The 26,695-nt window shown below is 64.6% G+C and carries 28 protein-coding genes; 15 read left to right on the forward strand and 13 right to left on the reverse strand.

All coding sequences use genetic code 11. The features are described from left to right. Positions 1 to 142 precede the first annotated feature (142 nt). The 3 genes from XI08_RS42270 (at position 143) to XI08_RS42280 (ending at position 3,048) form a co-directional block, all read left to right on the forward strand. Positions 143 to 346, forward strand: a complete 204-nt coding sequence (locus XI08_RS42270; RefSeq protein ID WP_027544264.1) for a hypothetical protein — start codon at positions 143 to 145, stop codon at positions 344 to 346. Positions 347 to 642: 296 nt separating this feature from the next. Further along, positions 643 to 2,145, forward strand: a complete 1,503-nt coding sequence (locus tag XI08_RS42275; RefSeq protein ID WP_271578967.1) for a metallophosphoesterase family protein — start codon at positions 643 to 645, stop codon at positions 2,143 to 2,145. Positions 2,146 to 2,235: 90 nt separating this feature from the next. Continuing rightward, positions 2,236 to 3,048 carry a tetratricopeptide repeat protein gene (locus XI08_RS42280; RefSeq protein WP_271578968.1) on the forward strand — a complete coding sequence of 271 codons (813 nt, stop codon included), beginning with the start codon at positions 2,236 to 2,238 and terminating at the stop codon, positions 3,046 to 3,048. A 61-nt stretch (positions 3,049 to 3,109) separates the two neighbouring features. Here the strand turns inward: XI08_RS42280 and XI08_RS42285 are convergent, their stop codons facing one another. From XI08_RS42285 to XI08_RS42330, 10 genes are all read right to left on the reverse strand, one after another. Continuing rightward, positions 3,110 to 4,084, reverse strand: a complete 975-nt coding sequence (locus XI08_RS42285; protein WP_027544261.1) for a type II secretion system F family protein — start codon at positions 4,082 to 4,084, stop codon at positions 3,110 to 3,112. Positions 4,085 to 4,093: 9 nt separating this feature from the next. Next, positions 4,094 to 5,071, reverse strand: coding sequence for a type II secretion system F family protein (locus XI08_RS42290; RefSeq protein WP_271579122.1), 978 nt, complete (start codon positions 5,069 to 5,071; stop codon positions 4,094 to 4,096). Between the two features lie 16 nt (positions 5,072 to 5,087). Beyond that, positions 5,088 to 6,551 (reverse strand): CpaF family protein, encoded by a 1,464-nt coding sequence (locus XI08_RS42295; protein WP_271578969.1) that lies wholly within the window; start codon positions 6,549 to 6,551, stop codon positions 5,088 to 5,090. Between the two features lie 21 nt (positions 6,552 to 6,572). Next, positions 6,573 to 7,841 carry an AAA family ATPase gene (locus XI08_RS42300; RefSeq protein WP_271578970.1) on the reverse strand — a complete coding sequence of 423 codons (1,269 nt, stop codon included), beginning with the start codon at positions 7,839 to 7,841 and terminating at the stop codon, positions 6,573 to 6,575. Beyond that, positions 7,838 to 8,572, reverse strand: coding sequence for a CpaD family pilus assembly protein (locus XI08_RS42305; protein WP_027544257.1), 735 nt, complete (start codon positions 8,570 to 8,572; stop codon positions 7,838 to 7,840). The genes XI08_RS42300 and XI08_RS42305 overlap by 4 nt, the downstream gene beginning before the upstream one ends. Before the next feature lie 20 nt (positions 8,573 to 8,592). Next, a complete protein-coding gene (locus tag XI08_RS42310; RefSeq protein ID WP_271578971.1) occupies positions 8,593 to 10,068 on the reverse strand; it encodes a type II and III secretion system protein family protein in 1,476 nt (491 codons plus the stop codon). Between the two features lie 11 nt (positions 10,069 to 10,079). Then, positions 10,080 to 10,880: a Flp pilus assembly protein CpaB gene (gene cpaB / locus XI08_RS42315; RefSeq protein WP_027544255.1), complete on the reverse strand. Its 801-nt coding sequence runs from the start codon at positions 10,878 to 10,880 to the stop codon at positions 10,080 to 10,082. 128 nt (positions 10,881 to 11,008) lie between these two features. Continuing rightward, positions 11,009 to 11,533, reverse strand: coding sequence for an A24 family peptidase (locus XI08_RS42320; protein WP_027544254.1), 525 nt, complete (start codon positions 11,531 to 11,533; stop codon positions 11,009 to 11,011). 117 nt (positions 11,534 to 11,650) lie between these two features. After that, positions 11,651 to 11,791, reverse strand: coding sequence for a hypothetical protein (locus XI08_RS42325; protein ID WP_271579131.1), 141 nt, complete (start codon positions 11,789 to 11,791; stop codon positions 11,651 to 11,653). A 76-nt stretch (positions 11,792 to 11,867) separates the two neighbouring features. Next, complete coding sequence (locus XI08_RS42330; RefSeq protein WP_027544253.1) at positions 11,868 to 12,032, reverse strand: Flp family type IVb pilin; 165 nt, start codon at positions 12,030 to 12,032, stop codon at positions 11,868 to 11,870. 268 nt (positions 12,033 to 12,300) lie between these two features. Between XI08_RS42330 and XI08_RS42335 the strand changes: the two genes are divergently transcribed. Both XI08_RS42335 and XI08_RS42340 read left to right on the forward strand, forming a co-directional pair. Next, positions 12,301 to 13,128: a sterol desaturase family protein gene (locus tag XI08_RS42335; RefSeq protein WP_271578972.1), complete on the forward strand. Its 828-nt coding sequence runs from the start codon at positions 12,301 to 12,303 to the stop codon at positions 13,126 to 13,128. 156 nt (positions 13,129 to 13,284) lie between these two features. After that, complete coding sequence (locus XI08_RS42340) at positions 13,285 to 13,776, forward strand: pilus assembly protein N-terminal domain-containing protein (protein WP_027544251.1); 492 nt, start codon at positions 13,285 to 13,287, stop codon at positions 13,774 to 13,776. 203 nt (positions 13,777 to 13,979) lie between these two features. Here XI08_RS42340 and XI08_RS42345 read toward each other — a convergent pair whose 3' ends face one another. From XI08_RS42345 to XI08_RS42355, 3 genes are all read right to left on the reverse strand, one after another. Next, the gene (locus XI08_RS42345; RefSeq protein WP_011084262.1) at positions 13,980 to 14,192 is read right to left on the reverse strand and encodes a cold-shock protein; all 213 of its coding nucleotides are present in this window, start codon (positions 14,190 to 14,192) and stop codon (positions 13,980 to 13,982) included. A 277-nt stretch (positions 14,193 to 14,469) separates the two neighbouring features. Then, complete coding sequence (gene infA, locus XI08_RS42350; RefSeq protein ID WP_027544250.1) at positions 14,470 to 14,760, reverse strand: translation initiation factor IF-1; 291 nt, start codon at positions 14,758 to 14,760, stop codon at positions 14,470 to 14,472. A gap of 23 nt (positions 14,761 to 14,783) precedes the next feature. Beyond that, positions 14,784 to 16,376: a DEAD/DEAH box helicase gene (locus XI08_RS42355; protein WP_271578973.1), complete on the reverse strand. Its 1,593-nt coding sequence runs from the start codon at positions 16,374 to 16,376 to the stop codon at positions 14,784 to 14,786. 481 nt (positions 16,377 to 16,857) lie between these two features. Here XI08_RS42355 and urtA point away from each other — a divergent pair, with 481 nt between their 5' ends. The 10 genes from urtA (at position 16,858) to ureC (ending at position 26,635) form a co-directional block, all read left to right on the forward strand. Then, entirely contained in the window at positions 16,858 to 18,180 is a 1,323-nt protein-coding gene (gene urtA, locus XI08_RS42360) for an urea ABC transporter substrate-binding protein (protein ID WP_271578974.1), read from the forward strand. Positions 18,181 to 18,264: 84 nt separating this feature from the next. Further along, positions 18,265 to 19,872 (forward strand): urea ABC transporter permease subunit UrtB, encoded by a 1,608-nt coding sequence (gene urtB, locus XI08_RS42365; RefSeq protein ID WP_271578975.1) that lies wholly within the window; start codon positions 18,265 to 18,267, stop codon positions 19,870 to 19,872. After that, the gene (urtC, locus tag XI08_RS42370; protein WP_027544246.1) at positions 19,869 to 21,047 is read left to right on the forward strand and encodes an urea ABC transporter permease subunit UrtC; all 1,179 of its coding nucleotides are present in this window, start codon (positions 19,869 to 19,871) and stop codon (positions 21,045 to 21,047) included. Before urtB ends, urtC begins: the two co-directional genes overlap by 4 nt. Continuing rightward, positions 21,044 to 21,805 carry an urea ABC transporter ATP-binding protein UrtD gene (gene urtD / locus XI08_RS42375; protein WP_027544245.1) on the forward strand — a complete coding sequence of 254 codons (762 nt, stop codon included), beginning with the start codon at positions 21,044 to 21,046 and terminating at the stop codon, positions 21,803 to 21,805. The genes urtC and urtD overlap by 4 nt, the downstream gene beginning before the upstream one ends. Positions 21,806 to 21,808: 3 nt before the next feature. Continuing rightward, a complete protein-coding gene (urtE, locus tag XI08_RS42380; protein ID WP_271578976.1) occupies positions 21,809 to 22,504 on the forward strand; it encodes an urea ABC transporter ATP-binding subunit UrtE in 696 nt (231 codons plus the stop codon). Positions 22,505 to 22,536: 32 nt separating this feature from the next. Beyond that, a complete protein-coding gene (locus XI08_RS42385) occupies positions 22,537 to 23,367 on the forward strand; it encodes an urease accessory protein UreD (RefSeq protein ID WP_271578977.1) in 831 nt (276 codons plus the stop codon). 24 nt (positions 23,368 to 23,391) lie between these two features. Next, positions 23,392 to 23,694, forward strand: coding sequence for an urease subunit gamma (locus XI08_RS42390; RefSeq protein WP_007605424.1), 303 nt, complete (start codon positions 23,392 to 23,394; stop codon positions 23,692 to 23,694). A gap of 112 nt (positions 23,695 to 23,806) precedes the next feature. Next, positions 23,807 to 24,112 carry an urease subunit beta gene (locus tag XI08_RS42395; RefSeq protein WP_271578978.1) on the forward strand — a complete coding sequence of 102 codons (306 nt, stop codon included), beginning with the start codon at positions 23,807 to 23,809 and terminating at the stop codon, positions 24,110 to 24,112. A gap of 230 nt (positions 24,113 to 24,342) precedes the next feature. Beyond that, positions 24,343 to 24,882 carry an HD domain-containing protein gene (locus XI08_RS42400; protein ID WP_271578979.1) on the forward strand — a complete coding sequence of 180 codons (540 nt, stop codon included), beginning with the start codon at positions 24,343 to 24,345 and terminating at the stop codon, positions 24,880 to 24,882. Between the two features lie 37 nt (positions 24,883 to 24,919). Continuing rightward, positions 24,920 to 26,635 (forward strand): urease subunit alpha, encoded by a 1,716-nt coding sequence (ureC, locus tag XI08_RS42405; protein ID WP_271578980.1) that lies wholly within the window; start codon positions 24,920 to 24,922, stop codon positions 26,633 to 26,635. The last annotated feature ends 60 nt before the right edge of the window (positions 26,636 to 26,695 follow it).

The following is a 26,695-nucleotide window of genomic DNA, read 5'->3' on the forward strand; positions in this document are numbered from 1 at the left end:
GCCGTGGCCGCAATCGGCTTTGCTGTCACCGTTGAGCGAGCCGCTACTCGCAGCACGGGGCCCATGCTAGGTTCCGGCAACGGCCGCCAGATGCAAACGGATCGCCGGCGGCCGAAGGCGAAGCCTGCCGGGAGGAAATGCAATGGACGTCGTGTGGAGCATGGTCACATTCATCGGCCAGGCCGTCGAGGCGATCTTCAGCTATGTCGAGCATCATCATTGGATCTTCGCGTTTCTTGCCGGCGGCTACGTCTTCTATCTCCACGACCGCTCCGTACACGCGCGCTTCGATGCGCTCGACAAGCGCGTCGACGAAATCCGCAAGCGGCTTGCCATCGAATATTGATCCGGTGAAACGAAACCGGCGACGGGCAGATCTCGTACCCATCCATGCTGAGAACTGCCGTTCACGCGCGCACGGCCGCAGGGCTTTACTAGCGCTGTGGTTGTGGCATTATCGGCGAATATTTTAGATTGCGACGCTCGGCTCTGCATGCATCGAGTGCAGGAACGCAGTGGCACGCGGTTGATACTTGCCCCGGGGTTCGTCCTTGCCCGGGCCGAGACCGGCCTGAACCCGTTCGTCGAAGGCATTTCTCTCATCGTATTGGGCGGCGCAGCATCCGCAACGAGCGGCGCAACATGGATAGATCGTTCGTTATTGCGCAGATTTCCGACCTGCATCTGGACGGGTCAGGGCGGCTGCTTGCGGCGATCGAGACACTGAGCGCCGCTCTGCGCGAGAGGATGGCGGCCTTCGCGGACGTTCCCGATCGCATCCTGCTGATCACAGGCGATCTCGTGGACGACCCGACGCCGCGCGCGCTCGACGAAGCGCTCGCCGTCATCGCGTCCTTGCGGCGGAGCCGTGTGTTCACCGACATCCAGGCGATTGCCGGCAATCACGACGCCAAGCGTCCGAGCCAGCGCGCGGGCCGCCACGACGTCTATGACTACCTGCATCTGCCGCGGACCTCGAAGAGCGTCTATTACCGCCGGGCCGGCCTCGATCTGGTGCTGCTGGATTCCAACCGCGCCAGCCTCACGATGCTTGCGAACGGCAATATCGACCAAGGCATCTACCACGCCATGGTTGCGGATTCCGCCCGGCTGAGCGTCGAGCTTGCGGGCAGCCTTGGATCGGCTGGACGCGCCGATTACGCCGAGCCGGCAGACAACCTCGTGCGGGTGCTGGCGCTGCACCATCATCCGCTGCCGCAGGCGACCGGCGAAGGAAAGCGCTTTCTCGGCACCCCCGATGAACCGCTGATGTATCTCGCCGCGCCCGCGACCTTCCTCGAAGCGGCCACCTCGCTCAACGTCGATCTGGTCCTGCACGGTCACCGGCATGTCGAGGGGCTGACCCGCTACTCGATTCCGGATCCGCGTGCGACGCGGAGCAGGGGCGATGAAGCGTTCTGGCGCACGATCTACGTGCTGTCCTGTCCGTCCTCGACCGGGCAGGGCGGCGACGATGCCGGCTTCAACATCGTCCATTTCGGTCCAATGTCCGATGCAGGCAACTCCGAACATGGATTTGCAATCGCGCGCTATTCGCGGCCGCGCAACGATGGCGGCTTCCGCCTGCTCGACTCGAATCTGCCGGGCGGCATCATCTGGTTGCCGGCACGGCGGGATTATTCCCGCGACCCGGCCGTCCAGTCGGCAATCGAGATCGCTTCAATCGCGACGCTGAAGCGGGATCAGGTCGCCGCATTGGCGCGCCGGCTCCTGATGCGCCGCGCATTCTATGCATGCGGCGAGCCGGACTGGGCGAATGCGCTCCACGCCTATCTCGTCACCTCCCATGCCTGGGCCGATCTCGACGGCAAGTTCTCGAGGTTCGGGCGCAAGCATGAGGCCGATGCGGTTGCCGCGGTGACCGTGCTGCTGTGCCGGCTGATCGGGCAATCCGCCGGCGTGCTCGGCATCGATCCGCTTCGGCTTGACGAGCTCCGGGCGAAGCGTCTGGTCAATCGCGACGACCTCCGGCGCGAATGGCCCGGGATGCCGCGCACGGACGTCGACGTCGAGGCGCAGGCGCAGGAAAGGCTGCAATTGCTGCGGGACCTGAACGAGCAGGTGAAGGCGCTCGGCCTCGACCTAGGTCTCGGCGGAGAGGTGCCGCCGCAGACGCCGCCGTGAGGAGGCACCCCGGCGTTAACCGGCCATTAGGGTTAACAGTCTATTGCTGGCGCGTTCGGCTCGATCCATCCGCGCGAGAGTCAAAGCGTCATGCGTCAACAGTTCAGTCCTGCCCGGCTTCTCGCATCTGCCTCGCTCGTCGCGGTGGTGGCCATGAGCCTCGGCGGCTGCACGGCAATGTCAAAGCTCTCCGACGTCACCGGCTCGATCGGGTCGCGCGCGGAGGCCCCTCCCAGCGATCCCGCGCGCGCCGCCGAAGTCTATGGCGAGCGTTATCGTGCCAATCCCAAGGATGCCGAGGCCGCGCTCGGCTATGGCCAGGCCTTGCGCGCCAACGGCCAGCGCGCCCAGGCCGCCGCCGTCCTCGAGCAGGCGACCATCGCCAATCCCGGCAACAAGCCGCTGCTCGCCCAGTACGGCCGTGCACTCGCCGACAACGGCAATTTCCAGCAGGCCTTCGACGTGCTGTCGAAAGCGCATTCTCCCGACAATCCGGACTGGCGCCTGCTCTCGGTGCAGGGCACGGCGCTCGATCAGATGGGCCGTCACGAGGAGGCGCGCTCCTACTATGCGAGTGCGCTGAGGATCGCGCCGGGCGATCCCGGCGTGCTCTCCAATGTCGGTCTGTCCTACATGTTGTCGAAGGACCTGCCGAAGGCCGAAGAGGCGTTGCGGCAGGCCCACGCCTCGCCGCGCGCGAACGCGCGGGTGCGGCAGAATCTCGGCCTGGTCGTCGGTCTCCAGGGCCGCTTTGCCGAAGCCGAAACCATCGTGAAGGCGGACCTGCCGCCGGAACAGGCCGCGGCCAATGTCGCCTATCTGAAGGAAATGCTGAGCCGCAACGACGCCCCGCGCGGTACGCCGAAGCGGACTCCGGTCGCTGCGCTCACCCGGCCCGACTGATCCGACCTGATCGTCTCATCCTGAAGCCGCTCGCGCGAACCGCGCGCGGCCACGTCTTGCGTTATTGCATCTCGGAGATCTTGATGCCGGTCGGCCCGAGAATGACGACGAACAGCACCGGCAGGAAGAACAGGATCATCGGCACCGTCAGCTTCGGCGGCAGCGCGGCGGCCTTCTTCTCGGCCTCGTTCATGCGCATGTCGCGGTTTTCCTGCGCCATGACGCGCAGGGAATGTCCGAGCGGAGTGCCGTAACGTTCCGCCTGCTGAAGCGCCAGACACACCGACTTGACGCCCTCGAGCCCGGTGCGTCGCGCCAGGTTCTCATAGGCGACCTTGCGGTCCTGCAAATAGGACAGCTCGGCGGTGGTCAGCGTGAACTCTTCCGACAGCGCGATCGACTGGCCGACGATCTCGGTGGCGACTTTCCGGAACGCCATTTCGACCGACATGCCGGATTCGATGCAGATCAGCAACAGGTCGAGCGCGTCGGGAAAGGCGCGCTTGATCGAGAGCTGGCGCTTGGAGATCGCGTTCCTGAGGAACAGCATCGGGGCCTGAAGCCCGAGATAGGCGGCGCCGACGCAGATGCCGATCTTGACCGGCGTCGGTTTGTCCATATGCGCGATCAGGAACACGTACAGGACCGAGCCCACGAACAGGGTGAGCGGAGCGACCATGCGCGCAAACAGGAAGGTGATGTACGGCGCCTGACCGCGGTAGCCGGCCATGATGAGTTTGTCGCGGGCCGCCTCCTGCGCGAGCCATTTGGTGAGGTTGAAATCCTCGACGACCTTGGAGACGAGCTGCTTCGGCGTCTGGCGCAGCGAGACCTTCTCGCTCTTGTTGAGGCGCTCGCGCTCGCGCTGCCGGATCCGTTCGCGCTCGCTCGCCACCGCCTTCATGCGCTTGGAGAGGCCCTCGCCTGCGAACAGGGGCATCACCAGCGTATAGACGGTGGCGCTGGCGGCGATGGCCGCCAGCAGCATGGTCATGAAGCGGACGTCATGCAGTTTCGAAACGAGAAATTCGACCATACGCCACCGTCAGAAATCGAAGTTGATCATCTTCTTCATCACCATGATGCCGATCGACATCCAGACGACGCAGGCGACCAGCATGAGCTGGCCGGTAGGATGGGTCCACAGCAGGGAGATGTAGTGCGGTGTCGTGAGATAGACGAGGAACATCACGATCGGCGGCAGCGAGCCGATGATGCCGGCCGAGGCCTTGGCCTCCATCGACATCGCCTGGATCTTTTCCCTCATCTTCTTGCGGTCGCGCAGCACCTTGGAGAGGTTGCCCAGCGCTTCGGAGAGGTTGCCGCCCGACTTCTGCTGGATCGAGATCACGATGCCGAAGAAATTCGCTTCCGGCAGCGGCATGCGATCGTAGAGGCGCGAGCAGGCTTCGCCGAGCGGCATGCCGATCGCCTGTGTCTCGATGATGGCCAGGAACTCGCTGCGCAGCGGCTCGGGCGAATCGGCGGCGACCACCTTGATCGATTCGAACAGCGGCAGGCCCGCCTTGATGCCGCGGACGATCACGTCGACGGCGTCGGGCAGCGCCGCCAGGAATTTGTTTTCGCGGCGCTTCTTCAGGAAGCTGAGTGCCCAGCGCGGCAGGCCGAAGCCGCCGGCGAAGGCGAGGCCGGCGGCGCCGAGCAGGCCGCCACCGACGAACATGGCAATCGCGAACAGCACGCCCGCCACGACGGCGGACGCGATCCAGAATTTCTGCGGCGTCCAGTCCAGCCCCGCCTGCGACAGGCGGACGCTGAGCGGAACGCTCTTCTCCTGCTGACGTCGGGCCTCGAGATCCTTCAGCGAAGTCTCGACCTGTTCACGGCGCGAGCGCTGGCTCTTCTCGGTCTGCTTGGCCATGGGCGCGTCGGCGCGCGCGATCGAGGCGCGGCGGCTTTCCGCCTGCCGCTCCCCGGATAGCAACGGATAGAGGAAGACCCAGGCGATGCCGCCGACAGCGGCGGTGGCGAGGAAGGCGAGGGCGAGGACCTGCATGTTCATGGCGGCGCTGACCTGCTCACGTCTGCTGCGCCACTTCGGCCGCGTCGAGCGCGGCGCCAAGGCGCTTCTCCTCGCCGTAATAGCGAGCGCGTTCCCAGAACTTCGGACGGCCGATGCCGGTCGAGCGATGCCGCCCGATGATCTTGCCGTTGGCGTCCTCGCCGACCATGTCGTAGAGGAAGATGTCCTGGGTGATGATGGTGTCGCCTTCCATGCCCATCACCTCGGTGATGTGGGTGATGCGGCGCGAACCGTCGCGCAGGCGCGCGGCCTGGACGATGACGTCGATCGAGGCGCAGATCATCTCGCGGATGGTCCGCGACGGCAGCGAGAAGCCGCCCATCGTGATCATGGATTCGCAGCGCGACAGCGCCTCGCGCGGGTTGTTGGCGTGCAGCGTGCCCATCGAGCCGTCGTGGCCGGTGTTCATGGCCTGAAGCAGGTCGAACGCCTCGGGGCCGCGGACTTCGCCGACGATGATGCGTTCGGGGCGCATACGCAGGCAGTTGCGCACCAGCTCGCGCATGGTGACCTGGCCTTCGCCCTCGATGTTGGGCGGGCGGGTTTCCAGCCGCACCACATGGGGCTGCTGGAGCTGGAGCTCGGCCGCGTCCTCGCATGTGATGACGCGCTCGTCGTGCTCGATATAATTGGTCAGGCAGTTGAGCAGAGTGGTCTTGCCCGAGCCGGTACCGCCGGAGATCAGCACATTGCAGCGGACGCGGCCGATGATCTGGAGGATTTCCGCACCCTCCGGCGAGATTGCGCCGAACTTGACGAGCTGATCCAGCGTCAGCTTGTCCTTCTTGAATTTGCGGATGGTGAGTGTGGGCCCGTCGATCGACAGCGGCGGCACGATGGCGTTGACGCGGGAGCCGTCGGCGAGACGCGCGTCGCAGATCGGCGAGGATTCGTCGACACGCCGGCCGACCTGGCTGACGATGCGCTGACAGATGTTGAGGAGTTGCTGGTTGTCGCGGAAGCGGATGCCCGTGCGCTGGATCTTGCCGGCGACCTCGATGTAGACGGTGTTGGCGCCGTTGACCATGATGTCCGCGATGTCGTCGCGCGACAGCAGCGGCTCGAGCGGACCGTAGCCCAGAACGTCGTTGCAGATGTCGTCGAGCAGCTCTTCCTGCTCGGCGATCGACATCACGATGTTCTTGATCGCGATGATCTCATTGACGATGTCGCGGATTTCCTCGCGGGCCGACTCCGAGTCGAGCTTGGCGAGCTGGGCGAGGTCGATGGCCTCGATCAGCGCGCCGAAGATGGTCGCCTTGACCTCGTAGTAATTGTCCGAGCGGCGGGTTTCCATGGCCGGCGCAGGCCTCGCCGGGGCAAGCGGCGGCGAGGCGACGACCGGCGGGGGCGGCGCGCGCGACACCGTCGGCGCCGGAGCCGGGACAGGCTCTGGCGACACGGCGCCGGGCTTTGGGGCCCGAAGGTCGGTGTCTGTTCCGCTACGCTTACCAAACACTTAACGACTCCATGCGGCGGCTTATTTTCCCCGCAACTTCTCAATCAGGGGTGAAAGCAGGGACGACTTTTGTTTCTTCGTTTCGCTGCGGCCGGTCAGGCGCTGGGCGATCTGGAGGAACATCTCGATCGACTTGTGGTTGGCGGAGATCTCCGCGATCATCTGGCCGTTGTTGGCTGCCGAGCCGAAGATCTGCGGCTCGAACGGGATCGAGACGACCGGCTGGCTCTCGATCGCCTTGGCGAACTCCGCAGCGGCGATTTCGGGACGTTTCGGCACTCCGACCTGGTTCAGGCAGTAGAGCGGCGGCCGGTCGTTGGGGCGCGCGGCCTTCAACAGGTCGAACAGGTTCTTGGCATTGCGCAGATTGGCGAGGTCGGGCGCCGCCACGATCAGGATGTCGTCGGCCCCGATCAGAGCGCGCTTGGTCCAGCCCGACCATTGGTGCGGGATGTCGAGCACGATGCAGGGCATGGTGGAGCGCAGCGTGTCGAATACGGCATCGAAGGCATCGGTGCCGAAATCATAGACCCGGTCGAGCGTCGCCGGCGCCGCCAGCAGGCTGAGGTGGTCGGTGCATTTCGACAGCAGGCGGTCGATGAAGGCGGTATCGACACGATCGGGCGAGAACACGGCGTCCGCAATGCCCTGCGGCGGGTCCTGGTTGTAGTCGAGCCCGGCGGTGCCGAAGGCGAGGTCGAGATCGGCGACGACCGCGTCCATCGCGAGGTCGCGCGCGATCGCCCAGGCGACGTTATGGGAGATGGTGGACGCGCCGACGCCGCCCTTGGCGCCGACCACGGCGATGATGCGGCCGACCGCCTTGGCTTCCGGCGCGGAGAACAGGTTGCAGATCGAGCGCACGACGTCGATCGCGCCAACCGGCGCGAGCACGTAGTCGCTGACGCCGCGGCGCACCAGCTCGCGATAGAGCGTGACGTCGTTGATGCGGCCGATCACGACCACACGGGTGCCGGCGTCGCAGACGGTGGCGAGCTGGTCGAGCCCGCCCAGGAGGTCGTTGCGGCCGTCGCTCTCGAGCACGATCACGTTCGGCGTGGGCGCCGAGCGGTAGGCTTCGACCGCAGCCGCCATGCCGCCCATCTGGATCTTCAGGTGAGCCTTGCCGAGACGGCGATCCTCGCCGGCCGACTGTACCGCGGCAGCGGTTTCCACGGTCTCGCAGAAGGCCTGGACCGAGACGCGCGGCGCAGGCGCAATATGCTCCTCGACCGGTGGCGAAGCTGCTTCCGGCTGCTCTTCGTGTGGTTGCCTGGCGTAGCTGATCATCTGCCGGTGTCGCTGAGTTTGGCCTTGTCGGCCTCAGGATAGGCGACCGCCGTCGGTACTCCCTTGCGATACTTCTCGAACGCAGCGGTGCGCCGTATCGTATAGGAGGGAGTCTCCGGCCGCGGCTGCTCGAGGTCCGACGGATTGTCGACCATGGCTGCGAGGTTGCGCTGATAGGCGCAACCGTAATTGTAGTATTCCTTGTTCTCGAACCAGCTCTTGTTCTTGATCGAGGGGCCGATGTCCTCCGGCCACAGCCCGCAGGGGCCCGCGACCGCGGCGATCTTGGAATAGGTCAGCCGGATCGGCGGCAGGAAGCGCTTGTCTTCCGGCTGGTAGGGGCGGGCGATGATGCCGCGTGGCGGAACGCCCGCCGCCGCCAGCATCGCCTGGATCTCACGCATCGACTCGGCGACCGGACGCGCGTTGGGCGTCCCGGACGGCACGTCGATATGGATGGCGCCGGTGCCTTCATGCAGCCAGGCCGATGCCAGACCCATCACGTCGGCGCGCTGGGCCGCGGTCAACCCGCCGCGGGCGTGGCCGACGAAGACGACGATCGAACGGTTCTGCTCCTCGATCGCGATCGGGTGACGCTGCTTGTAGCTGTCGGGAATGGAGGCGGTGACCGCTTCGTCGTGCTGGCAGCCACCGAGCGCAAGCGCAATGCCGACGAGCGCGCCACCGAAGCCGATGGCGCCTCTGCGAATCTGGGGTGGTCTTGTGGTCATAACGAAGTCCCCGTTGCGCTTTAGTCGGTGATGAAGCCGTAGGTGCCACGGTAGTTCCGGGCCGGTTCGGTCCGGCCAGGCACGCCGTAGATGCGGTTGATGTTGCCGAGCAGCTCGACCTGCGGATCGGCGGGCGCGGAGAAGCCGTCATCCGGCCGCGACAGGTCCTTCTGCGCCACGGCGCGAACGATATAGGGCGTCACGATCACGACCAGCTCGGTCGCGTTGTTGACGAAGTCGCGGCTGCGGAACAGCGCGCCGAGGATCGGCAGCTGCATCATGCCCGGCAGCCCGCTGACCGCCTGCTTGGTCTGCTGCTGGATCAGGCCGGCCATCGCCATCGCACCGCCAGAGGGAATCTCCAGCGACGTCTCCGCCCGGCGGGTCTTGATCGAAGGCACGGTGAGCGAGTTCACCGTCGACAAGGTCACGGCCTGCGACAGCGTGATCGCATTCTCGTTCGACAGTTCCGAAACCTCGGTCATCACCCGCAGGCTGATCTTGCCCTCGGTCAGCACCACGGGCGTGAAGTTGAGCGAGATGCCGAACTTCTTGAAGCTGATCTGGGTGGTACAGACATGCGTCGTGGGATCGCACGCGTAGCCCGCCGGTACCGGGAATTCGCCGCCGGCGATGAAGGTCGCCGATTCGCCGGAGATCGCGGTCAGGTTCGGCTCGGCCAGCGTCCGGATCACGCCGGCGGTCTCCATCGCGCGCAGCGTGGCCTGCACCGACGGCGTCGCGCCGAACTTCGTGGTCAGGCTGTTGCCGTCCACCAGGTTCTTGCCAAGAGCGGTGAACGGGTTGGAGTTGGTGAAGCTCACCACAGACGTGCCGTAGTTCAGGTTGGCGGTGAGGTCGATGCCGAGCTGCTTGACGATGTTGCGCGCGACTTCGGCGACCGTCACCTTGAGCATGACCTGGTCGCGGCCGCGGACCACGATCGAGTTCACCACCTTGTCGGCGCCGCCGGCGAGGCGCGCGGCGAGATCGTTGGCCTGCTGCGCTTCCATCGGGTTCGCGGCCGTGCCGGTCAGCACGACGCCTTCGCCGAGGCCGTCGATCTGGATGTCGGAATTGGGCAGGATTTGCTTCAGCGCCGCCCGCACGCCGTTGAGGTCGCGCTTGACCGCGATGTCATAGGCCGCAATCTGCTGGCCGGCGGAATCGAAGAACACGATGTTGGTCTGGCCGACCGTGGCGCCGATGATGTAGGCGCGCTGCGACGAGCGGACCACCGCATTGGCGATCTTGGGATCGGCGACCAGCACATCCTTGATGTCGCGCGGGAGGTCGATCACGATGGACTTGCCGACGCCGAGGGAGAGGAAGCGCGCGTTCATCTGGCCGTCGGCCGCGACCGGCGCCACGGGGCGGTAGTCGGCGGCGACCACGGGGGTCAGCGCCGGGTTGAGCACCAGCGCGAGAGCGGCCGAAAACGACAGGGCGCGGACCATTGAGGTTCGCATCGTCGCCAAATCTGCCCTGCATTTCATATCGACTGCCCTCATCGTGCCTTCGCCGTCGAGCTTGGGATACCGTAGCGAATGATCGAAACGCCATCGCGCTTCTGTGCGGAATCATCGAGCGTGATCTCGCTCATCTTGACGTCGACGATGCTGCGCAGCGCCAGCGACAGCGTGCCGCTCTGGCGGGCGGCGGAAAGCGTCGCCGTCTGCGCGGGATTGAGCTCGAGGGTGACGGTCTTGCCGACCACCGTATTCTGGCCGTCCTTCTCCTTCGGCGCCTGGTCGATGGCCAGGACGCGGATGTTGGCCAGGATGATCTCGGACGTGACGATATCAGGGGCGCCGCTGTTCGGGTCCGGGTTCTTGAGGCGGCGCGTCAGAAGCACGTCGACGCGGTCGTTGGGCAGGATGAAGCCGCCTGCGCCGGTCTCGGGCGATATCTCGGTCGAGATCGCGCGCATGCCGGTGGGCAGGATTGCCGCCATGAAGCCGGAGCCTTCGGACTTGACCAGTTTCTGGTCGCGGATCGGCTCACCCTGGATGAAGGGGGCGCGCGCGATCGAACCGGTCACCTGGGTCACGCCCTCGGGGCGCTCGTTGCGGCGGATGAAGGTGGCGCTGGCGGTCGCGGCCGGCCAGGTCTGCCATTGCACGTCTTCCGGTTTCACGGTCTGGCCGAGGCCGATGTCGTTCTTGGCCACCAGCACGTCGACGGTTGGAAGCTGCGCGACCGGGGCCGCCGGAGGCGGCGCAGAATTGTCCGAGCCGCTCGCCAGGTACGCGGCGACACCGCCGGCGCAGATGGCGACCGTCAGGACGACAATGCGTGCCCTATTCATACGCTTCACTTTCCAACAAAACGCCGCGACGCAGCCGCCGCCGTAATCGGCAGTTGACCAGCTATTCGTCAAAGCATGGTTAATGAGGCGTATCTAAATCGGCTTAACGCCGGGTTTACCCGGAATGTTCAGCGCAGTGCGAGATGAGCGAGGTCGATCGCCTTCACCCATTCGGTCTCCGGGTAGACCATCAGCGCGCTCAGTGCGAGCGCGATGCCGTAGGGAATGCCGCTCTCCTTGGCGTGCAGTCGCGCGAGCCAGGCCTGGCCCGCGAGGCCGTAGGGCAGCGGCCATTGCCGGAACTGGAGCAGGAGCAGCGTCAGCGCGCCGCCGAACAGCGAAGCGTAGAGCAGGAAGTTCATCAGCTGTGCGAAGCCGAACCAGAGCGCGACGGAGGCCGCGACCTTGGCGTCGCCACCGCCGACCCAGCCCATCGCAAAACAGGTGAAGGCGCCGACCAGGACAAGCGCGCCGGCGCCGACATGACCGAGCACCTCGTAAGGTGCCATGCCACCGGCGAGGGCGAGCGCGAAGAAGCCCGCGACCAACACCAGCGAGACGCGGTTCGAGATGGTCATCGTGAAGAGATCGCTCGCGGCGGCGAACGCCATCAAGGCCGGGAAGAGCAGAAGGCGCGCAAGGTCGAGGATCATGGGCTGCGTCTTGAGGCCGGAGGTTCGTCGCGAGATCTGGCGTCGCCCGATGCTAGCCGGCAGTGCTAAACAAACCGACAACGGCGGCCGCGGCAGGCGGGCCCGCGAGAGGCGGGCTCACCAGAGGCTGGCAATGCGCGCGGCGAGTGCGAGCGTCGCAACCAGCAGTGCAAGGCAGACCCAGTAGGTCGGTGAGCCGGTCTGCGCCGCCTCCGCCTCGCCCGCCGCAACCGCGGCATCGGTTCTGTACTTGCGCAACGCCACTGGAACTCGCCGTACTCGGAAAAACAAAGGCCCCGGAGATCCGGGGCGTTTGCCGTCGCTTGTCGGTCGCTTACTTCAGCGACGTGCTGATCGAGGTGAACTTGGTGTTCAGCGTGGTGCCGAGGTTGTTGACGACGGTGATGATGGCCAGCGCGATGCCGGCGGCGATCAGGCCGTATTCGATGGCGGTGGCGCCGGATTCATCCTTGGCGAAACGCGCAATCAGGTTCTTCATGAACAAACTCCATCTGGGGTTGGATCGCCTCGTTCGGCGCTGTCTTTGACGCGATAACCATGAAAGCCGAGCTCTTTCGGCGGGGTTAATTCGATCGTGCAAACCCGCTTCCTGCGCGATGCTTTTACCCAGAGTGAATTTCACCTTAAGACGCCGGCCGGAATTCGCTCCGGTTCCGAACGTGGCGCAAGTGCGTCGCCGGCTTCACCCTCCCTTAAATTTCGCGGAGTAGGCGTAGGAGGACCAGCAATTCGGAAGAGAGGCGACGATGTCGAGCCTGCCCATGCAAGTCGCCCTGATGCTCGGCGAGACCATCGCGAAGGTGGTCCCCATCACCCTCGCGCTCGCGGCCGTCTTCACCGTGCTCGAGCATTTCTGGGCCTGCAATCCCGGCACTCCCTGGTGGCGCAAACGCGAGATCGTCACCGACATCTGCTACTGGTTCTTCGTTCCGGTGTTCGCCCGCACCATGCGGATCGGGCTCTTGATCGTCGGCGCGAGCCTCCTCTTCAACATCCACGATGCCGACGATCTCATCGCCTTCTACGACAATGGCCACGGCCCGCTGGCGCTGTTGCCGCTCTGGGTCCAGGCTGTTCTATTCCTGGTCCTGTCGGATTTCATGCTGTACTGGCTGCACCGGTTGTTCCACGGCGGCGAGTTCTGGAAGTATCACGCGATCCATCACTCCTCGGAGGAGATAAGCTGGATTTCGGCGGCCCGCTTCCATCCCGTCAATCTCATGCTCGGCTCGATCGGGGTCGACGTCGTGCTGCTGATGGCCGGCATCTCTCCGAACGTCATGGTCTGGCTTGCCCCGTTCACGACCTTCCACTCGGCCTTCGTGCACGCCAACCTGAACTGGACCTTCGGGCCGTTCAAATACGTGCTGGCAACGCCGGTGTTCCACCGCTGGCACCACACCTCGCTCGAGGAGGGCGGCGACACCAATTTCGCCGGGACCTTCCCGCTCTGGGACGTGCTGTTCGGCACCTTCCGCATGCCGGAAGGGCAACTGCCGCAGGATTACGGCAAGGACGAAGCGACCATGCCCAAGGAGATCGCGGGCCAGCTCGCCTATCCGTTTCGCCGCTAGCACGACCGCGAAGGCCGCAAAGCGCCAGTCCGTTCAAACAATAGTCGGCGAATTTGCGGAACGTTCACGAATTGAGGGCAGGTTAGCGCGGTCGGGCACCGGCTCCGCTGTTATCTGATCGCTTCTGCCGGTTTGTGACGTCCCGGGAGTAAGAGTATGCGTAAAGAACTGCTGCGCCGCCATGCGCGCGTGTGTCTTCTGGTTGCGGCCGCGGTGCTGGCATCGCCGGCTGCCGGTCTTGCCGAATCCACCGCCGACACCATCGCCGTCAATGTCGATCAGGCCAAGCTGGTCCGGCTGCCCGGCAAGGTGGCGACCATCGTGGTCGGCAATCCCCTGATCGCCGACGTCACGCTCCAGCCCGGCGGCATGATCGTCGTGACCGGGAAGGGCTACGGCGCCACCAATTTCATCGCGCTCGACAGGGGCGGCGAGATCCTGGTCGACCGCCAGATCCAGGTCGAAGGTCCGAGCGACCGGCTCGTCACTGTCTATCGCGGGGTCGAGCGCGAGTCCTATAGCTGCATGCCGATTTGCCAGCGTCGCGTGACGCTGGGCGACAGCGACAATTTCTTCAACACCACGATGAGCCAGGCCGGTACGCTGAGCAACAATGCCAGCGGCAACGCCGGCGCCAAGCCCAACTAGCAAGACCAACCAGCAAGACCAACGAACAAGACCGATAGGCGGGATTGCCGGGCAGGATCGTGCGGTCCGGTCCGGCCTCTCGCTCCGGCGAGGAAGAATTCTCCCGGTTCGTCGAACATGAAAAAAGGCCGTGCGTCGCGCACGGCCTTTTCTGTTGTTTTGGTTTGCTCGCTCGAGCCGATCCGGACCGAAGGTCCTTTGGCTCAGCCGGCGGAGCGAAGATTGTCGGCGGCCGACTTGCCGGATCGGCGATCGGCAACGATCTCGTAGGAGATCTTCTGGCCTTCGCGCAGCGTGCCGAGGCCGGCGCGCTCGACGGCGCTGATGTGCACGAACACGTCCTTGCCGCCGTCGTCGGGCTGGATGAAGCCAAAGCCCTTGGTCGCGTTAAACCACTTCACGGTTCCCATGCTCACGGGGGTAGTTCCTTCTCAGATAACACAATGTAAGAGCCCGCTCGCGCGGGCAGGTTAGATCGAATTTCTGGAAGGGTCGTCAGCGTGTCTGAACCGGCTGTACCGGTGGATGCCAATGTCGTCCGGCCGAAAATCGATTAATTCATTTTATTGGAAATGGGGCTTCAAAACAATCCTGACGCGCACGATTTTTTGATCCGCCGCGACGTGCGCGGCAGATCAGCATACAGGTCAGCATTTTAATTCCGCGCTTGCGCGCGGAATGGTCGTTCGCCGCTTAGCGGCGACGGAACTGGCCACCGCGCTGCGCGCCACCCCGCGGCGGTCCGCCGGATGATGCGGGACGTTCGTCCTTGTGGCGGAAAATCAGCCGGCCCTTCTCGAGATCGTAGGGCGACATCTCCACCGTCACGCGGTCGCCCGCGAGCGTCTTGATGCGGTTCTTCTTCATCTTGCCGGCGGTGTAGGCAACGATCTCGTGTCCGGCATCGAGCTGCACGCGGTAGCGGGCGTCGGGGAGGATTTCGGTGACCAGTCCTTCGAACTGGATCAGCTCTTCCTTAGCCATGAATATCTCCAGGTCGTGGACGGCTAGTGCGAGTAGGGTTTGCGGGTCGATTGGCCGTTCGGCCGACTCTCGCGGCGCAAAAAGGCAACGCCTTGTATCCCATCAGACGTCCCAGCGCTATGCGCGGAACGCTGTTCCGGACGGTCGGTCGGCGAAGAATGCATCTTACCGCCGGAGCGGCGGCGACGAGACCCCTTGGAGGCCTTCGGGCCGCTGCCAGGCCTTCCTTCAACATGCCTTCCGTCGCCATGCCGGCCTTCACCGGGCCGTCCATCACCCTGCTTGCCGGCGCTATGGTGGCGTCCGTCGGCATGCCTTTCGTCGGCACGCCGTCCGTCACCGTGGCGCTCACCATGCCTTGCGCCTTGCGGACGCTGGCCGGGGCGGCCCGGCCGGCCCTGTCGTTGCTGCGGCGGGGGAGGACCTGCATCGCGGCGACCGGCATCGGTGCGGAGGTCTTCGCGCGGCAGCGCCACCTTGATCAGCCGCTCGATGTCGCGGAGATAGCTGAGCTCCTCGCCGCCTGCGACCAGCGAGATCGCGGTGCCCTCAGCGCCGGCGCGCGCGGTGCGGCCGATGCGGTGGACGTAGGTCTCGGGCACGTTGGGCAGGTCGAAATTGATGACGTGGGTGATGCCGTCGACGTCGATGCCACGAGCGGCGATGTCGGTGGCGACCAGCGTGCGGATGTCGCCGGAGCGGAACTGGGCGAGCGTGCGCTCGCGATGGTTCTGCGACTTGTTGCCGTGGATGGCGCTGGCGGCAATGCCGGCCTTCTCGAGCGTCTTCACGACCTTGTCGGCGCCGTGCTTGGTGCGGGTGAAGACCAGCGCGCGGTTGATCGGCTCGTCCTTCAGAAGCTTGGTCAGGAAGGCGGGCTTGGCCGAGAAGTCGACCTGGAGGATACGCTGGTTGATCCGCTCGGCGGTCGAGGAGACCGGGGTCACCGCGACACGGGCGGGATCACGCAGCATGGAGTCGGCGAGCTCGGCGATGTCCTTGGGCATGGTGGCCGAGAAGAACAGCGTCTGCCGCTTGATCGGCAGCTTGGCGACGATCTTCCGGATGTCGTTGATGAAGCCCATGTCGAGCATGCGGTCGGCCTCGTCGAGCACGAGGAATTCGACGCTGCCAAGCTTCAGCCCGTTGCTCTGCACGAGGTCGAGCAGGCGGCCGGGGGTGGCGACCAGCACTTCGACGCCCTGCATCAGCGAGCGGACCTGACGGCCCATCGGCACGCCGCCGATGGCGAGCGTCGAGGACAGGCGGATGTGGCGGCCATAGGCGTTGAAGCTGTCGAGGATCTGGCCGGACAGCTCGCGGGTGGGCGACAGGACCAGGACGCGGGTGGTCTTCGGCTGCGGCTTGATGCGGTGCTCGAGCAGGCGGTGCAGGATCGGCAGCGCGAAGGACGCGGTCTTGCCGGTGCCGGTCTGGGCGATGCCGACGACGTCGCGGCCGGTCAGCGCCGTGGGAATGGTCTGGGCCTGGATGGGGGTGGGGGTGACGTAGTTCTCTTCGGAGAGAGCACGCGCGATCGGTTCGGCGAGGCCGAAGTCCTGAAACGAAGTCAAAAGATGGGTTCTTTCCATGTCAAAGGCGGGCGCCCGGCGCATTCAGCGCGGCGCGCGCAAACGGGTGTCGAGAAGACACCTGCGTGTTTGGGGTGTCGGATGGCTTGGGAGATATGGGGCAAGCCAGACGCCCGTAGAGGGCTTAAGAACACGCGGCTCGCAACGACCCCTTGATTCGCAAGAGGTCTCGACCGCCCATATGGAACATTGAGCGGGCGCTTTCAAGGCAGGCTGGCCCGAAACGGCGTTTGCGGTGCAAAAATAGTTATGCCGGAAATTTAGACAGAGGCATCGTTTTGCTCAAAAAATGAACTGTCTGCCACATTAGCATACAATTTATTTGCTCAAGTCTTGAGCAATCAGACTGCGGCTAAATTTTGATTTTTGCAGATTTTGCGAATAAAACCAATTACTTGGTGTGTGTCCAGCCCATGGCATGGTTCTTGCGATTCCGTTAACCGCTAGGCGGCCGTGGGGCCGTTTCGCAGCGTTTTCACGTCTGCGTCAGGGAGATGATACACAAATGCTTACCAAATCCACTCACGATATAGCGGCGTCATTTAGCCGCCGCGGCCTACTCGCCGCGACCGCCGGACTGATGCTCGGTCTGGCCTCCATTTCCGGCGCGAAGGCCGCGGACGACACCATCAAGGTCGGTGTGCTTCACTCTCTCTCCGGCACCATGGCCATCAGCGAAACCACGCTGAAGGACACCATCCTCTTCCTGATCGACGAGCAGAACAAGAAGGGCGGCGTGCTCGGCAAGAAGCTCGAAGCCGTCGTCGTCGACCCCGCTTCGAACTGGCCGCTGTTCGCCGAAAAGGCCCGCGAGCTGATCACCAAGGACAAGGTCTCGGTCGTGTTCGGCTGCTGGACCTCGGTATCGCGCAAGTCGGTGCTTCCGGTGTTCAAGGAGCTGAACAACATCCTGTTCTACCCCGTGCAGTACGAGGGCGAGGAGAGCGAGCGCAACGTGTTCTACACGGGAGCTGCGCCGAACCAGCAGGCGATCCCCGCCGTCGACTACCTGATGAAGGACGAGAAGGTGAAGCGCTGGGTGCTCGCGGGCACCGACTACGTCTATCCGCGCACCACCAACAAGATCCTGGAAGCCTATCTGAAGTCGAAGGGTGTCGCCCAGGAAGACATCATGATCAACTACACGCCGTTCGGTCACTCCGACTGGCAGACGATCGTGGCCGACATCAAGAAGTTCGGCTCGGCCGGCAAGAAGACCGCGGTGGTCTCGACCATCAACGGCGACGCCAACGTTCCCTTCTACAAGGAGCTCGGCAACCAGGGCATCAAGGCGAAGGACATCCCGGTGGTCGCGTTCTCGGTGGGTGAGGAAGAGCTCGCCGGCATCGACACCAAGCCGCTGCTCGGCCATCTGGCCGCCTGGAACTACTTCCAGTCGATCAAGTCGCCGGAGAACGAGAAGTTCATCAAGGCGTGGCAGGCCTACACCAAGAATCCGAAGCGCGTGACCAACGATCCGATGGAAGCGCACGTGATCGGCTTCGACATGTGGGTCAAGGCGGTCGAGAAGGTGAAGTCGACCGATCCCGACAAGGTCATCGACGCTCTCCCGGGCATCGAAGCCAAGAACCTGACCGGCGGCACCTCCAAGATGCTTCCGAACCACCACATCACCAAGCCGGTGTTCATCGGCGAGATCAAGGCGAACGGTCAGTTCGACGTGGTCTGGAAGACGCCCGGTCTCGTCGCCGGCGACGCCTGGTCGAAGGAGCTCGACGGCTCCAAGGACCTGATCGGCGACTGGGTCGGCAAGAAGTGCGGCAACTTCAACACCAAGACCAACAAGTGCCTCGGTTCGGGCTCCTGATCCGGATCTGATGCTCCACTACACGACTGGAGAAGGCGGCGATCCTGCCGCCTTCTCCACCCATTTCTGCCGGGGTCATTCACAGTGCTAGCCAATTTGTCCGCCCGCCTCTGTTCGCTCCTGCTCTCGTTATTCCTGATCGCGTTCGCACTGCCGGCCTTCGCCGGTCCGTTCGAGGATGCGGTCGCCAAATTCGCCAACGATGATTATTCCGACACGGAAGAAGCGATCGGCGTGGTCGCGGGCAGCGGCAATCCGCTGGCCTTCCCGATCATCAGCGCGCTCCAGGACGGCCGCCTCATGGCCGATCCGGACAGCAAGAAGGTCTACGTCACCGGCACCGACGGCAAGTCGATCGATGCCGCGACCGGCCAGTCCGTCGCCAGCGTTCCCGACAGTGCGAGCGCGGTCCGCCTCAACAATCGCCTGCGCCGCAGCGTCGATGCCGCGGTCGGCAGCCTGACGCTTCAGTCGCCGGATGTCGGAACGCGCCTCCAGGCCGCGCAGTCTGTCTTCAAGTCGCATGAGGAGACTGCGCTCGAAGCCGTCGATGCCGCGCTCGCCAAGGAAACCAACAAATCCGTCAAGGCTGCGCTCGGCGACGCCCGCGCGGCGATCCTGCTGTTCAAGTCCGACGCCACCGAGGTCGAGAAGCTCGAGGCCGTCGCCACCCTCAAGGCGCGCGGCGACCAGGAGGCGATGGCTCTGCTCACCGGCATGGGCGACCAGCCGGCCTCGGTGACCAAGGCCGCCGCGAGCGCGATCGGCTCGATCCAGAGCTCGCTCGCGGTCTGGTCCACGGTGCAGAATGCCTGGTACGGCCTCTCGCTCGGCTCGGTGCTGCTGCTCGCGGCGATCGGGCTCGCCATCACCTTCGGCGTGATGGGCGTCATCAACATGGCCCATGGCGAGATGGTGATGATCGGGGCCTACACCACCTTCGTGGTGCAGGAGGTGATCCGCACCCGCTATCCCGGCCTGTTCGACTATTCGTTGCTGATCGCCGTGCCGCTCGCCTTTCTCGTCGCCGGCGCGATTGGCGTTCTGATCGAGCGCAGCATCATCCGCTTCCTCTACGGCCGTCCACTGGAGACGCTGCTGGCGACCTGGGGCCTGTCGCTGGTGCTCCAGCAGGCCGTCCGCACCATGTTCGGCCCGACCAACCGCGAGGTCGGCAATCCCTCCTGGATGAGCGGTGCCTTCGAGCTCGGCCAGATCACCATCACCTATAACCGGCTGTGGATCCTCTGCTTCACGCTCGCCGTGTTCGCGATCCTGCTGGCGATGCTGCGCTACACCGCGCTGGGCCTCGAGATGCGCGCCGTGACGCAGAACCGCCGCATGGCGGCCTCGATGGGCATCGCCACCTCGCGCGTCGACGCGCTCACCTTCGGCCTCGGTTCGGGCATTGCCGGCATCGCCGGCGTGGCGCTGTCGCAGATCGACAATGTCAGCCCCAATCTCGGCCAGAGCTATATCATCGACAGCTTCATGGTCGTGGTGTTCGGCGGGGTCGGCAATCTCTGGGGCACGCTGGTCGGCGCCTTCACGCTCGGCATCGCCAACAAGTTCCTGGAGCCGGTCGCAGGCGCCGTGCTCGGCAAGATCGCCATCCTGGTTCTCATCATCCTGTTCATTCAAAAGCGGCCGCGCGGCCTGTTCGCGCTCAAGGGCCGTGCGGTGGAAGCATGACCCCTCACATGCTGACGCGATCGCTGGACCGCGGCGCGACGATCTTCCTGCTGGTTGTCGCCGCGCTGGGCGTGCTGATCCCGTTGTCAAACCTGCTGCTGCCCGCGGGCTCGTTCCTGCAAGTGCCGACCTACCTGGTCGCGCTCTGGGGCAAATATGTCTGCTACGCCATCCTGGCGCTCGCGATCGACCTGATCTGGGGCTATTGCGGCATCCTCTCGCTCGGTCACGGCGCTTTCTTTGCGCTCGGCGGCTACGCGATGGGCATGTACCTGATGCGGCAGATCGGCACCCGCGGCGTCTACGGCAACCCGATCCTGCCCGACTTCATGGTGTTCCTGAACTATTCGAAGCTGCCCTGGTACTGGTACGGCTTCGACATGTTCTGGTTTGCCGCGCTGATGGTGCTGGTCGTGCCCGGGCTGCTCGCCTTCTGCTTCGGCTGGCTCGCCTTCCGCTCCCGCGTCACCGGCGTGTATCTGTCGATCATCACGCAGGCGATGACCTATGCGCTGCTGCTCGCCTTCTTCCGCAACGATTTCGGCTTCGGCGGCAACAACGGCCTGACCGACTTCAAGGACATCCTCGGCTTCAACGTGCAGGCGGAGGGGACTCGCGCCGCGCTGTTTGCGCTGAGCTGCCTGGCGCTGATCCTGGGCTTTCTGATCTGCCGCGCCATCGTCTCGTCCAAGCTCGGCAAGGTGCTGATCGCGGTCCGTGACGCGGAATCGCGCACCCGCTTCCTCGGCTATCGTGTCGAATCCTACAAGCTATTCGTGTTCACGGTGTCGGCCTGCATGGCCGGCGTCGCCGGCGCGCTCTACGTGCCGCAGGTCGGCATCATCAATCCGAGCGAGTTCGCGCCGGGCAATTCGATCGAGGCGGTGATCTGGGTTGCGGTCGGTGGCCGCGGCACGCTGGTGGGCGCGGCGCTCGGCGCCGTCGTCGTCAATTACGCAAAGACGTTCTTCACCTCGGGCATGCTGGCGCCGTACTGGCTGTTCATGCTCGGCGCGCTGTTCATCCTGGTGACGCTGCTGCTGCCCAAGGGCATCGTCGGCACCTTCAATGCCTGGTGGGCTTCGTCGCAGGAAAGGCGCCCGGCCGAGACGACTGTGAGCGCCGCGGCCGAGGACGGCGTCAGCGAACCCAAGATGGCGGAGGAAGCGCAATGAACGTCATGGACACCCGCGCAACCTCCGCGATGCTCTATCTCGACGGCGTGCACGTCTCGTTCGACGGCTTCCACGCCATCAACAACCTCTCTCTGACGCTCGCACCCGGCGAGATGCGCGCCATCATCGGCCCGAACGGCGCCGGGAAGACAACGATGATGGACATCATCACCGGCAAGACCAAGCCGGACGAGGGCACCGTGCTGTTCGACGGCGTCACCGATCTCACGCGGCTGGACGAGACCCGCATCGCCGAGCTCGGCATCGGCCGCAAATTCCAGAAACCGACCGTGTTCGAGAGCCAGACCGTGCAGGACAATCTGCTGCTGGCGCTCAATGTCGACCACAGCGTCAAGGGCACGCTGTTCTGGCGCGGCAGCAAGGCCGAGTCCGAGCGCATCGACAAGGTGCTGGAGACGATCCGCCTCACCGAGTCGCGCAACCGCCTCGCCGGCAGCCTCAGCCACGGCCAGAAGCAATGGCTCGAGATCGGCATGCTGCTGGCGCAGGATCCGAAGCTCCTGCTGGTCGACGAGCCCGTCGCCGGCATGACCGACGTCGAGACGCATCTCACGGCGGAGCTGCTGAAGGAGATCAACAAGACCCACACCGTCATGGTGGTCGAGCACGACATGACGTTCGTGCGCGAGCTCGGCGTCAAGGTGACCTGCCTGCATGAAGGCACGGTGCTCGCGGAAGGAACCATCGACCAGGTCTCGTCCAACGAGCGGGTCATCGAAGTCTATCTGGGACGCTGAGCCATGCTTGAGGTCAAGGACATCAACCTGTTCTACGGCGCGGCGCAGGCGCTGCGCGGCGTCTCGATCGCGGCCGAGCCCGGCAAGGTGACTTGCGTGCTTGGGCGCAACGGCGTCGGCAAGACCTCGCTGCTGCGTGCGATGGTTGGGCAATATCCGATCTCCTCGGGCGCGATCGTGTTCGACGGCAGCGACATCACGGGCCTCAGGCCGTATGAGCGGGCGCGCAAGGGCATCGGCTTCGTGCCGCAGGGCCGCGAGATCTTTCCGCTGCTGACGGTCGAGGAGAATCTCAAGACCGGCTTCGGTCCGCTCAAGCGCGAGGACAAGCACATCCCGGACGACGTGTTCTCGCTGTTTCCGGTGCTGCAATCCATGCTCGGCCGGCGCGGCGGCGACCTCTCCGGCGGCCAGCAACAGCAGCTCGCGATCGGGCGTGCGCTGGTGATGCGGCCGAAGCTGCTGCTGCTCGACGAGCCCACCGAGGGCATCCAGCCCTCGATCATCAAGGACATCGGCCGCGCCATCTCCTACTTGCGCAATCTCGGCAACATCGCCATCGTGCTGGTCGAACAATATCTCGACTTTGCCTGCGAACTCGGCGACAGTTTCGCCGTGATGGATCGCGGCGCGGTGAAGTTCACCTGCGACCGCACCAATCTCGACGCGAGCGAGATCAGCCGTCAGATGGCTCTGTAAGCCATTTGTGCCGCGACCGGCTGGGGAGGCGGATGCGCAGCGAACTATCAGTCACGTCCACCATATTCGAAGCCAACCGCGCCCGCGGCGCGGTCAGGTTCGACGTGCACGCGCGCGACGGCGTGACGCGGCGCGGTGCGTTGCATGAATCCGGCTCGCTGCGTGTGCGCTTTCCTTCGCCGGAGGATGAGGGGCTCTCCGGCGTGTTCGTCAACACGGCCGGTGGCGTTGCCGGCGGCGATCGCTTCGATGTCGAGATATCAGCGGCCGATGCCACGCGGCTGACGCTGACCACGGCGGCCGCCGAAAAGGTCTATCGCGCGCAGGGCCCGGCGGCAGAGCTCAATATCGCCCTGAAGGTCGGCGCCGGCGCGCATCTGTCCTGGCTGCCGCAGGAGACCATTCTGTTTGATCGTGCCCGTGTCCATCGTCGCTTCGACATCGCGCTCGACGAGGCGGCCTCGCTCCTGCTCTGCGAGATCGTGGTGTTCGGCCGCACTGCCATGGGTGAGCGGATGGAGCAGGGCGAGTTCGTCGACCGCTGGCGGCTCTCCCGCGGCGGCCGGCTGGTCTTTGCCGAGACCGTCAGACTCGACGGCAATATCGGCGCGAAACTCGCGAGGTCCGCGGTGGCCAAGGGGGGCGCTGCGATCGGCACGGCGCTGATCGTCCCCGGCGACGAGGCGCTCATCGAGCGCATTCGGGAGGCCTCGGAATCCTTCGCCGGCGAGGTCGGGATATCGGCCTGGAATGGCTTTGCAATGGCGCGGTTCTGTGCCCAAGATGCGGCGCGCTTGCGCGCCGACATGATGGCGGTGCTGGCGCGCACCGGTGCCGCGTTGCCGCGGTTGTGGTTGAATTGACGTGTTGAACGGAAGAGATTTCGCATGAACCTGTCTCCCCGCGAAAAGGACAAGCTTCTGATCTCGATGGCGGCCATCGTGGCGCGCCGCAGGCTGGACCGCGGCGTCAAGCTCAACCATCCCGAGGCGATCGCGATCATCTCCGATTTCATCCTCGAAGGCGCGCGCGACGGCCGCACCGTCGCCGAGCTGATGCAATCCGGTGCGCAGGTGCTGACCCGCGACCAGGTGATGCCTGGAATCCCCGAGATGATCCACGACATCCAGGTCGAGGCGACGTTCCCTGATGGCACCAAGCTCGTCACCGTGCACGAGCCGATCAGGTGATTCAAATTCGTCATTCCGGGGCGCCCGCAGGGCGAACCCGGAATCCAGAGATTGTTGATCGAGATTCCGGGTTCGCGCTTCGCGAGCCCCGGAATGACGGAGGAAGACAGACATGATCCCCGGCGAACTCTTCATCCAGGACGGCGAGATCGAGCTCAATGCCGGCCGCAAGACCGTGACGCTCACGGTCGCCAACACCGGCGACCGCCCGATCCAGGTCGGCTCGCACTACCATTTCCTCGAAACCAATCCGGCACTGAAGTTCGACCGCAAGAAAGCCCGCGGCATGCGCCTCGACATCGCCGCCGGCACCGCCGTCCGCTTCGAGCCCGGCCAGACCCGCGACGTCCAGCTCGTCGCGCTCGCCGGCAAGAAGACCATCTACGGTTTCCGCGGCGACGTGATGGGGAAGCTGTGAGTGTAAACTGAGGCGCGCGGCGTGATCGACAGTGAGGTGAGCACAATGGTCAGGCTCCCTCCCCCCTTGCGGGGGAGGGTTGGGGAGAGGGGTATGCCACACGACGAGGTCTCTCCGTTACAAAGAACCCGCGCCAAACGATTGAGGCGCGAGATGACCCGCCCTTCCAGCGATGCGCCCCTAACTAACGGAGAGAGCGGTGCGTCCAACGGTGACGAGGAGGCATAAGCATGCTGCCCGCCGTCCGCCTCATTTCGGAAGCTGCTGAGCTGGCTGCGCGCCGGCACAACGGCATGGCGCGCAAGGGGCGGGGCCAGGAGCCGTATATCAATCATCTCGCCGAAGTCGCGAACTTGCTTGCGACCGCGACCGATGGTGGGGATGCCGAACTCGTCGCCGCCGGCTGGCTTCACGATGCGATCGAGGACACTGAGACGACGCGCGAGGAGCTTGCGCAAAAATTCTCGGACCGCGTGGCTTCTCTCGTTGTTGAATGTACGGACGACATGAGCTTGCCCAAGGCCGAGCGCCGGCAGCGACAGGTGGTCGATGCGCCGAAGAAATCTGCGGGCGCAAAACTGATCAAGATCGCCGACAAGATCAGCAATATCGGCGCGCGGATCCAGCTCGATCCAACTACTGAAGAGCGCGACGATCTCGTCGATTACACCGGCTGGGCCGAGCAGGTCGTTGCCGGTTGTCGCGGCGGCAATTCGTGGCTCGACACAACATTCGACAACATGGTGCGACGAGCGAGGGCCTCGCTGTGAGCACTCACACAACATTCAAACGCAAACGGGGCTTGTGATGTCCGTCAAAATAAAGCGTTCCGTCTACGCCGACATGTTCGGCCCGACCACCGGCGACAAGGTCAGGCTCGCCGACACCGATCTCATCATCGAGGTGGAGAAGGATTTCACTGTCTATGGCGAGGAGGTGAAGTTCGGCGGCGGCAAGGTGATCCGCGACGGCATGGGGCAGTCGCAGGTGACCAACAAGCAGGGCGCGGCCGACACCGTCATCACCAATGCGCTGATCGTCGACCACTGGGGCATCGTGAAGGCCGACGTCGCCATCAAGGACGGCATGATCTCCGCGATCGGCAAGGCCGGCAATCCCGACATCCAGCCGGGTGTCACCATCATCATCGGCCCCGGCACCGACGTGATCGCGGGCGAGGGCAAGATCCTCACCGCCGGCGGCTTCGACAGCCACATCCATTTCATCTGCCCGCAGCAGATCGAGCATGCGCTGATGAGCGGCGTCACCTCGATGCTCGGGGGCGGCACCGGTCCCTCGCACGGCACCTTTGCGACGACCTGCACGCCGGGCCCGTGGCACATGGGGCGGATGATCCAGTCGTTCGACGCGTTCCCGGTCAATCTCGGCATTTCCGGCAAGGGCAACGCCTCGCGCCCCGCGCCGCTGGTCGAGATGATCAAGGGCGGCGCCTGCGCGCTGAAGCTGCACGAGGATTGGGGCACCACGCCGGCCGCGATCGACAATTGCCTGTCGGTGGCCGACGATTACGACATCCAGGTCATGATCCACACCGACACGCTGAACGAATCCGGCTTCGTCGAGGATACGATCAAGGCGTTCAAGGGGCGGACCATCCACGCCTTCCACACCGAGGGCGCCGGCGGCGGTCACGCCCCTGATATCATCAAGGTCGCCGGGCTGAAGAACGTGCTGCCGTCATCCACCAATCCGACGCGGCCGTTCACCCGCAACACTATCGACGAGCATCTCGACATGTTGATGGTGTGCCACCACCTCGATCCCTCGATCGCGGAAGATCTGGCGTTCGCCGAAAGCCGTATCCGGAAAGAGACCATCGCGGCCGAGGACATCCTGCACGATCTCGGTGCGCTCTCGATGATGTCCTCGGATTCCCAGGCCATGGGTCGCCTCGGCGAGGTCATCATCCGCACATGGCAGACCGCCGACAAGATGAAGAAGCAGCGCGGGTCGCTGCCGCAGGACAAGGGCAAGGACAACGACAATTTCCGCGTCAAGCGCTACATCGCCAAATACACGATCAACCCTGCGATCGCCCATGGCGTCTCGAAGCTGATCGGATCGGTGGAGAAGGGCAAGCTCGCCGATCTCGTGCTGTGGTCGCCGGCCTTCTTCGGCGTCAAGCCGGACTGCATCGTCAAGGGCGGCACGATCGTTGCCGCGCCCATGGGCGATCCCAACGCCTCGATCCCGACGCCGCAGCCGGTGCACTACCAGCCGATGTTCGGCGCCTTCGGCAAGGCGCGCACGGCGTCTTCCGTGGTGTTCACCTCCAAGGCCGCGATCACCGGCGGGCTGGCGCGCAAGCTCGGTATCGAGAAGAAGCTCTATGCCGTCCAGAACACCCGCGGAAAAATCTCCAAGAAGAGCATGATCCACAACGACGCCACGCCCAAGATCGAGGTCGATCCGGAGACCTATGAGGTCCGCGCCGACGGCGAGCTCCTGACCTGCGCGCCCGCCGAAGTGCTGCCGATGGCGCAGCGATATTTCATGTACTGAAATAGCGCCCCGGTCCCCGGAGCCTGTCCGGGGACGGTTTTACGGTGTTGCGTTCGATCC

Source organism: Bradyrhizobium sp. CCBAU 11361 (assembly GCF_028128935.1).
Classification (GTDB): Bacteria; Pseudomonadota; Alphaproteobacteria; order Rhizobiales; family Xanthobacteraceae; genus Bradyrhizobium; species Bradyrhizobium niftali.

Coding starts and splice junctions, on each gene's coding strand:
- XI08_RS42270 (WP_027544264.1), top strand. CDS start 143: ATGGACGTCGTGTGGAGCATGGTCACATTCATCGGCCAGGCCGTCGAG.
- XI08_RS42275 (WP_271578967.1), top strand. CDS start 643: ATGGATAGATCGTTCGTTATTGCGCAGATTTCCGACCTGCATCTGGAC.
- XI08_RS42280 (WP_271578968.1), top strand. CDS start 2,236: ATGCGTCAACAGTTCAGTCCTGCCCGGCTTCTCGCATCTGCCTCGCTC.
- XI08_RS42285 (WP_027544261.1), bottom strand. CDS start 4,084: ATGGTCGAATTTCTCGTTTCGAAACTGCATGACGTCCGCTTCATGACC.
- XI08_RS42290 (WP_271579122.1), bottom strand. CDS start 5,071: ATGAACATGCAGGTCCTCGCCCTCGCCTTCCTCGCCACCGCCGCTGTC.
- XI08_RS42300 (WP_271578970.1), bottom strand. CDS start 7,841: ATGATCAGCTACGCCAGGCAACCACACGAAGAGCAGCCGGAAGCAGCT.
- XI08_RS42305 (WP_027544257.1), bottom strand. CDS start 8,572: ATGACCACAAGACCACCCCAGATTCGCAGAGGCGCCATCGGCTTCGGT.
- XI08_RS42310 (WP_271578971.1), bottom strand. CDS start 10,068: ATGAAATGCAGGGCAGATTTGGCGACGATGCGAACCTCAATGGTCCGC.
- cpaB (WP_027544255.1), bottom strand. CDS start 10,880: ATGAATAGGGCACGCATTGTCGTCCTGACGGTCGCCATCTGCGCCGGC.
- XI08_RS42320 (WP_027544254.1), bottom strand. CDS start 11,533: ATGATCCTCGACCTTGCGCGCCTTCTGCTCTTCCCGGCCTTGATGGCG.
- XI08_RS42330 (WP_027544253.1), bottom strand. CDS start 12,032: ATGAAGAACCTGATTGCGCGTTTCGCCAAGGATGAATCCGGCGCCACC.
- XI08_RS42335 (WP_271578972.1), top strand. CDS start 12,301: ATGTCGAGCCTGCCCATGCAAGTCGCCCTGATGCTCGGCGAGACCATC.
- XI08_RS42340 (WP_027544251.1), top strand. CDS start 13,285: ATGCGTAAAGAACTGCTGCGCCGCCATGCGCGCGTGTGTCTTCTGGTT.
- infA (WP_027544250.1), bottom strand. CDS start 14,760: ATGGCTAAGGAAGAGCTGATCCAGTTCGAAGGACTGGTCACCGAAATC.
- XI08_RS42355 (WP_271578973.1), bottom strand. CDS start 16,376: ATGCGCCGGGCGCCCGCCTTTGACATGGAAAGAACCCATCTTTTGACT.
- urtA (WP_271578974.1), top strand. CDS start 16,858: ATGCTTACCAAATCCACTCACGATATAGCGGCGTCATTTAGCCGCCGC.
- urtC (WP_027544246.1), top strand. CDS start 19,869: ATGACCCCTCACATGCTGACGCGATCGCTGGACCGCGGCGCGACGATC.
- urtD (WP_027544245.1), top strand. CDS start 21,044: ATGAACGTCATGGACACCCGCGCAACCTCCGCGATGCTCTATCTCGAC.
- urtE (WP_271578976.1), top strand. CDS start 21,809: ATGCTTGAGGTCAAGGACATCAACCTGTTCTACGGCGCGGCGCAGGCG.
- XI08_RS42385 (WP_271578977.1), top strand. CDS start 22,537: ATGCGCAGCGAACTATCAGTCACGTCCACCATATTCGAAGCCAACCGC.
- XI08_RS42390 (WP_007605424.1), top strand. CDS start 23,392: ATGAACCTGTCTCCCCGCGAAAAGGACAAGCTTCTGATCTCGATGGCG.
- XI08_RS42395 (WP_271578978.1), top strand. CDS start 23,807: ATGATCCCCGGCGAACTCTTCATCCAGGACGGCGAGATCGAGCTCAAT.
- XI08_RS42400 (WP_271578979.1), top strand. CDS start 24,343: ATGCTGCCCGCCGTCCGCCTCATTTCGGAAGCTGCTGAGCTGGCTGCG.
- ureC (WP_271578980.1), top strand. CDS start 24,920: ATGTCCGTCAAAATAAAGCGTTCCGTCTACGCCGACATGTTCGGCCCG.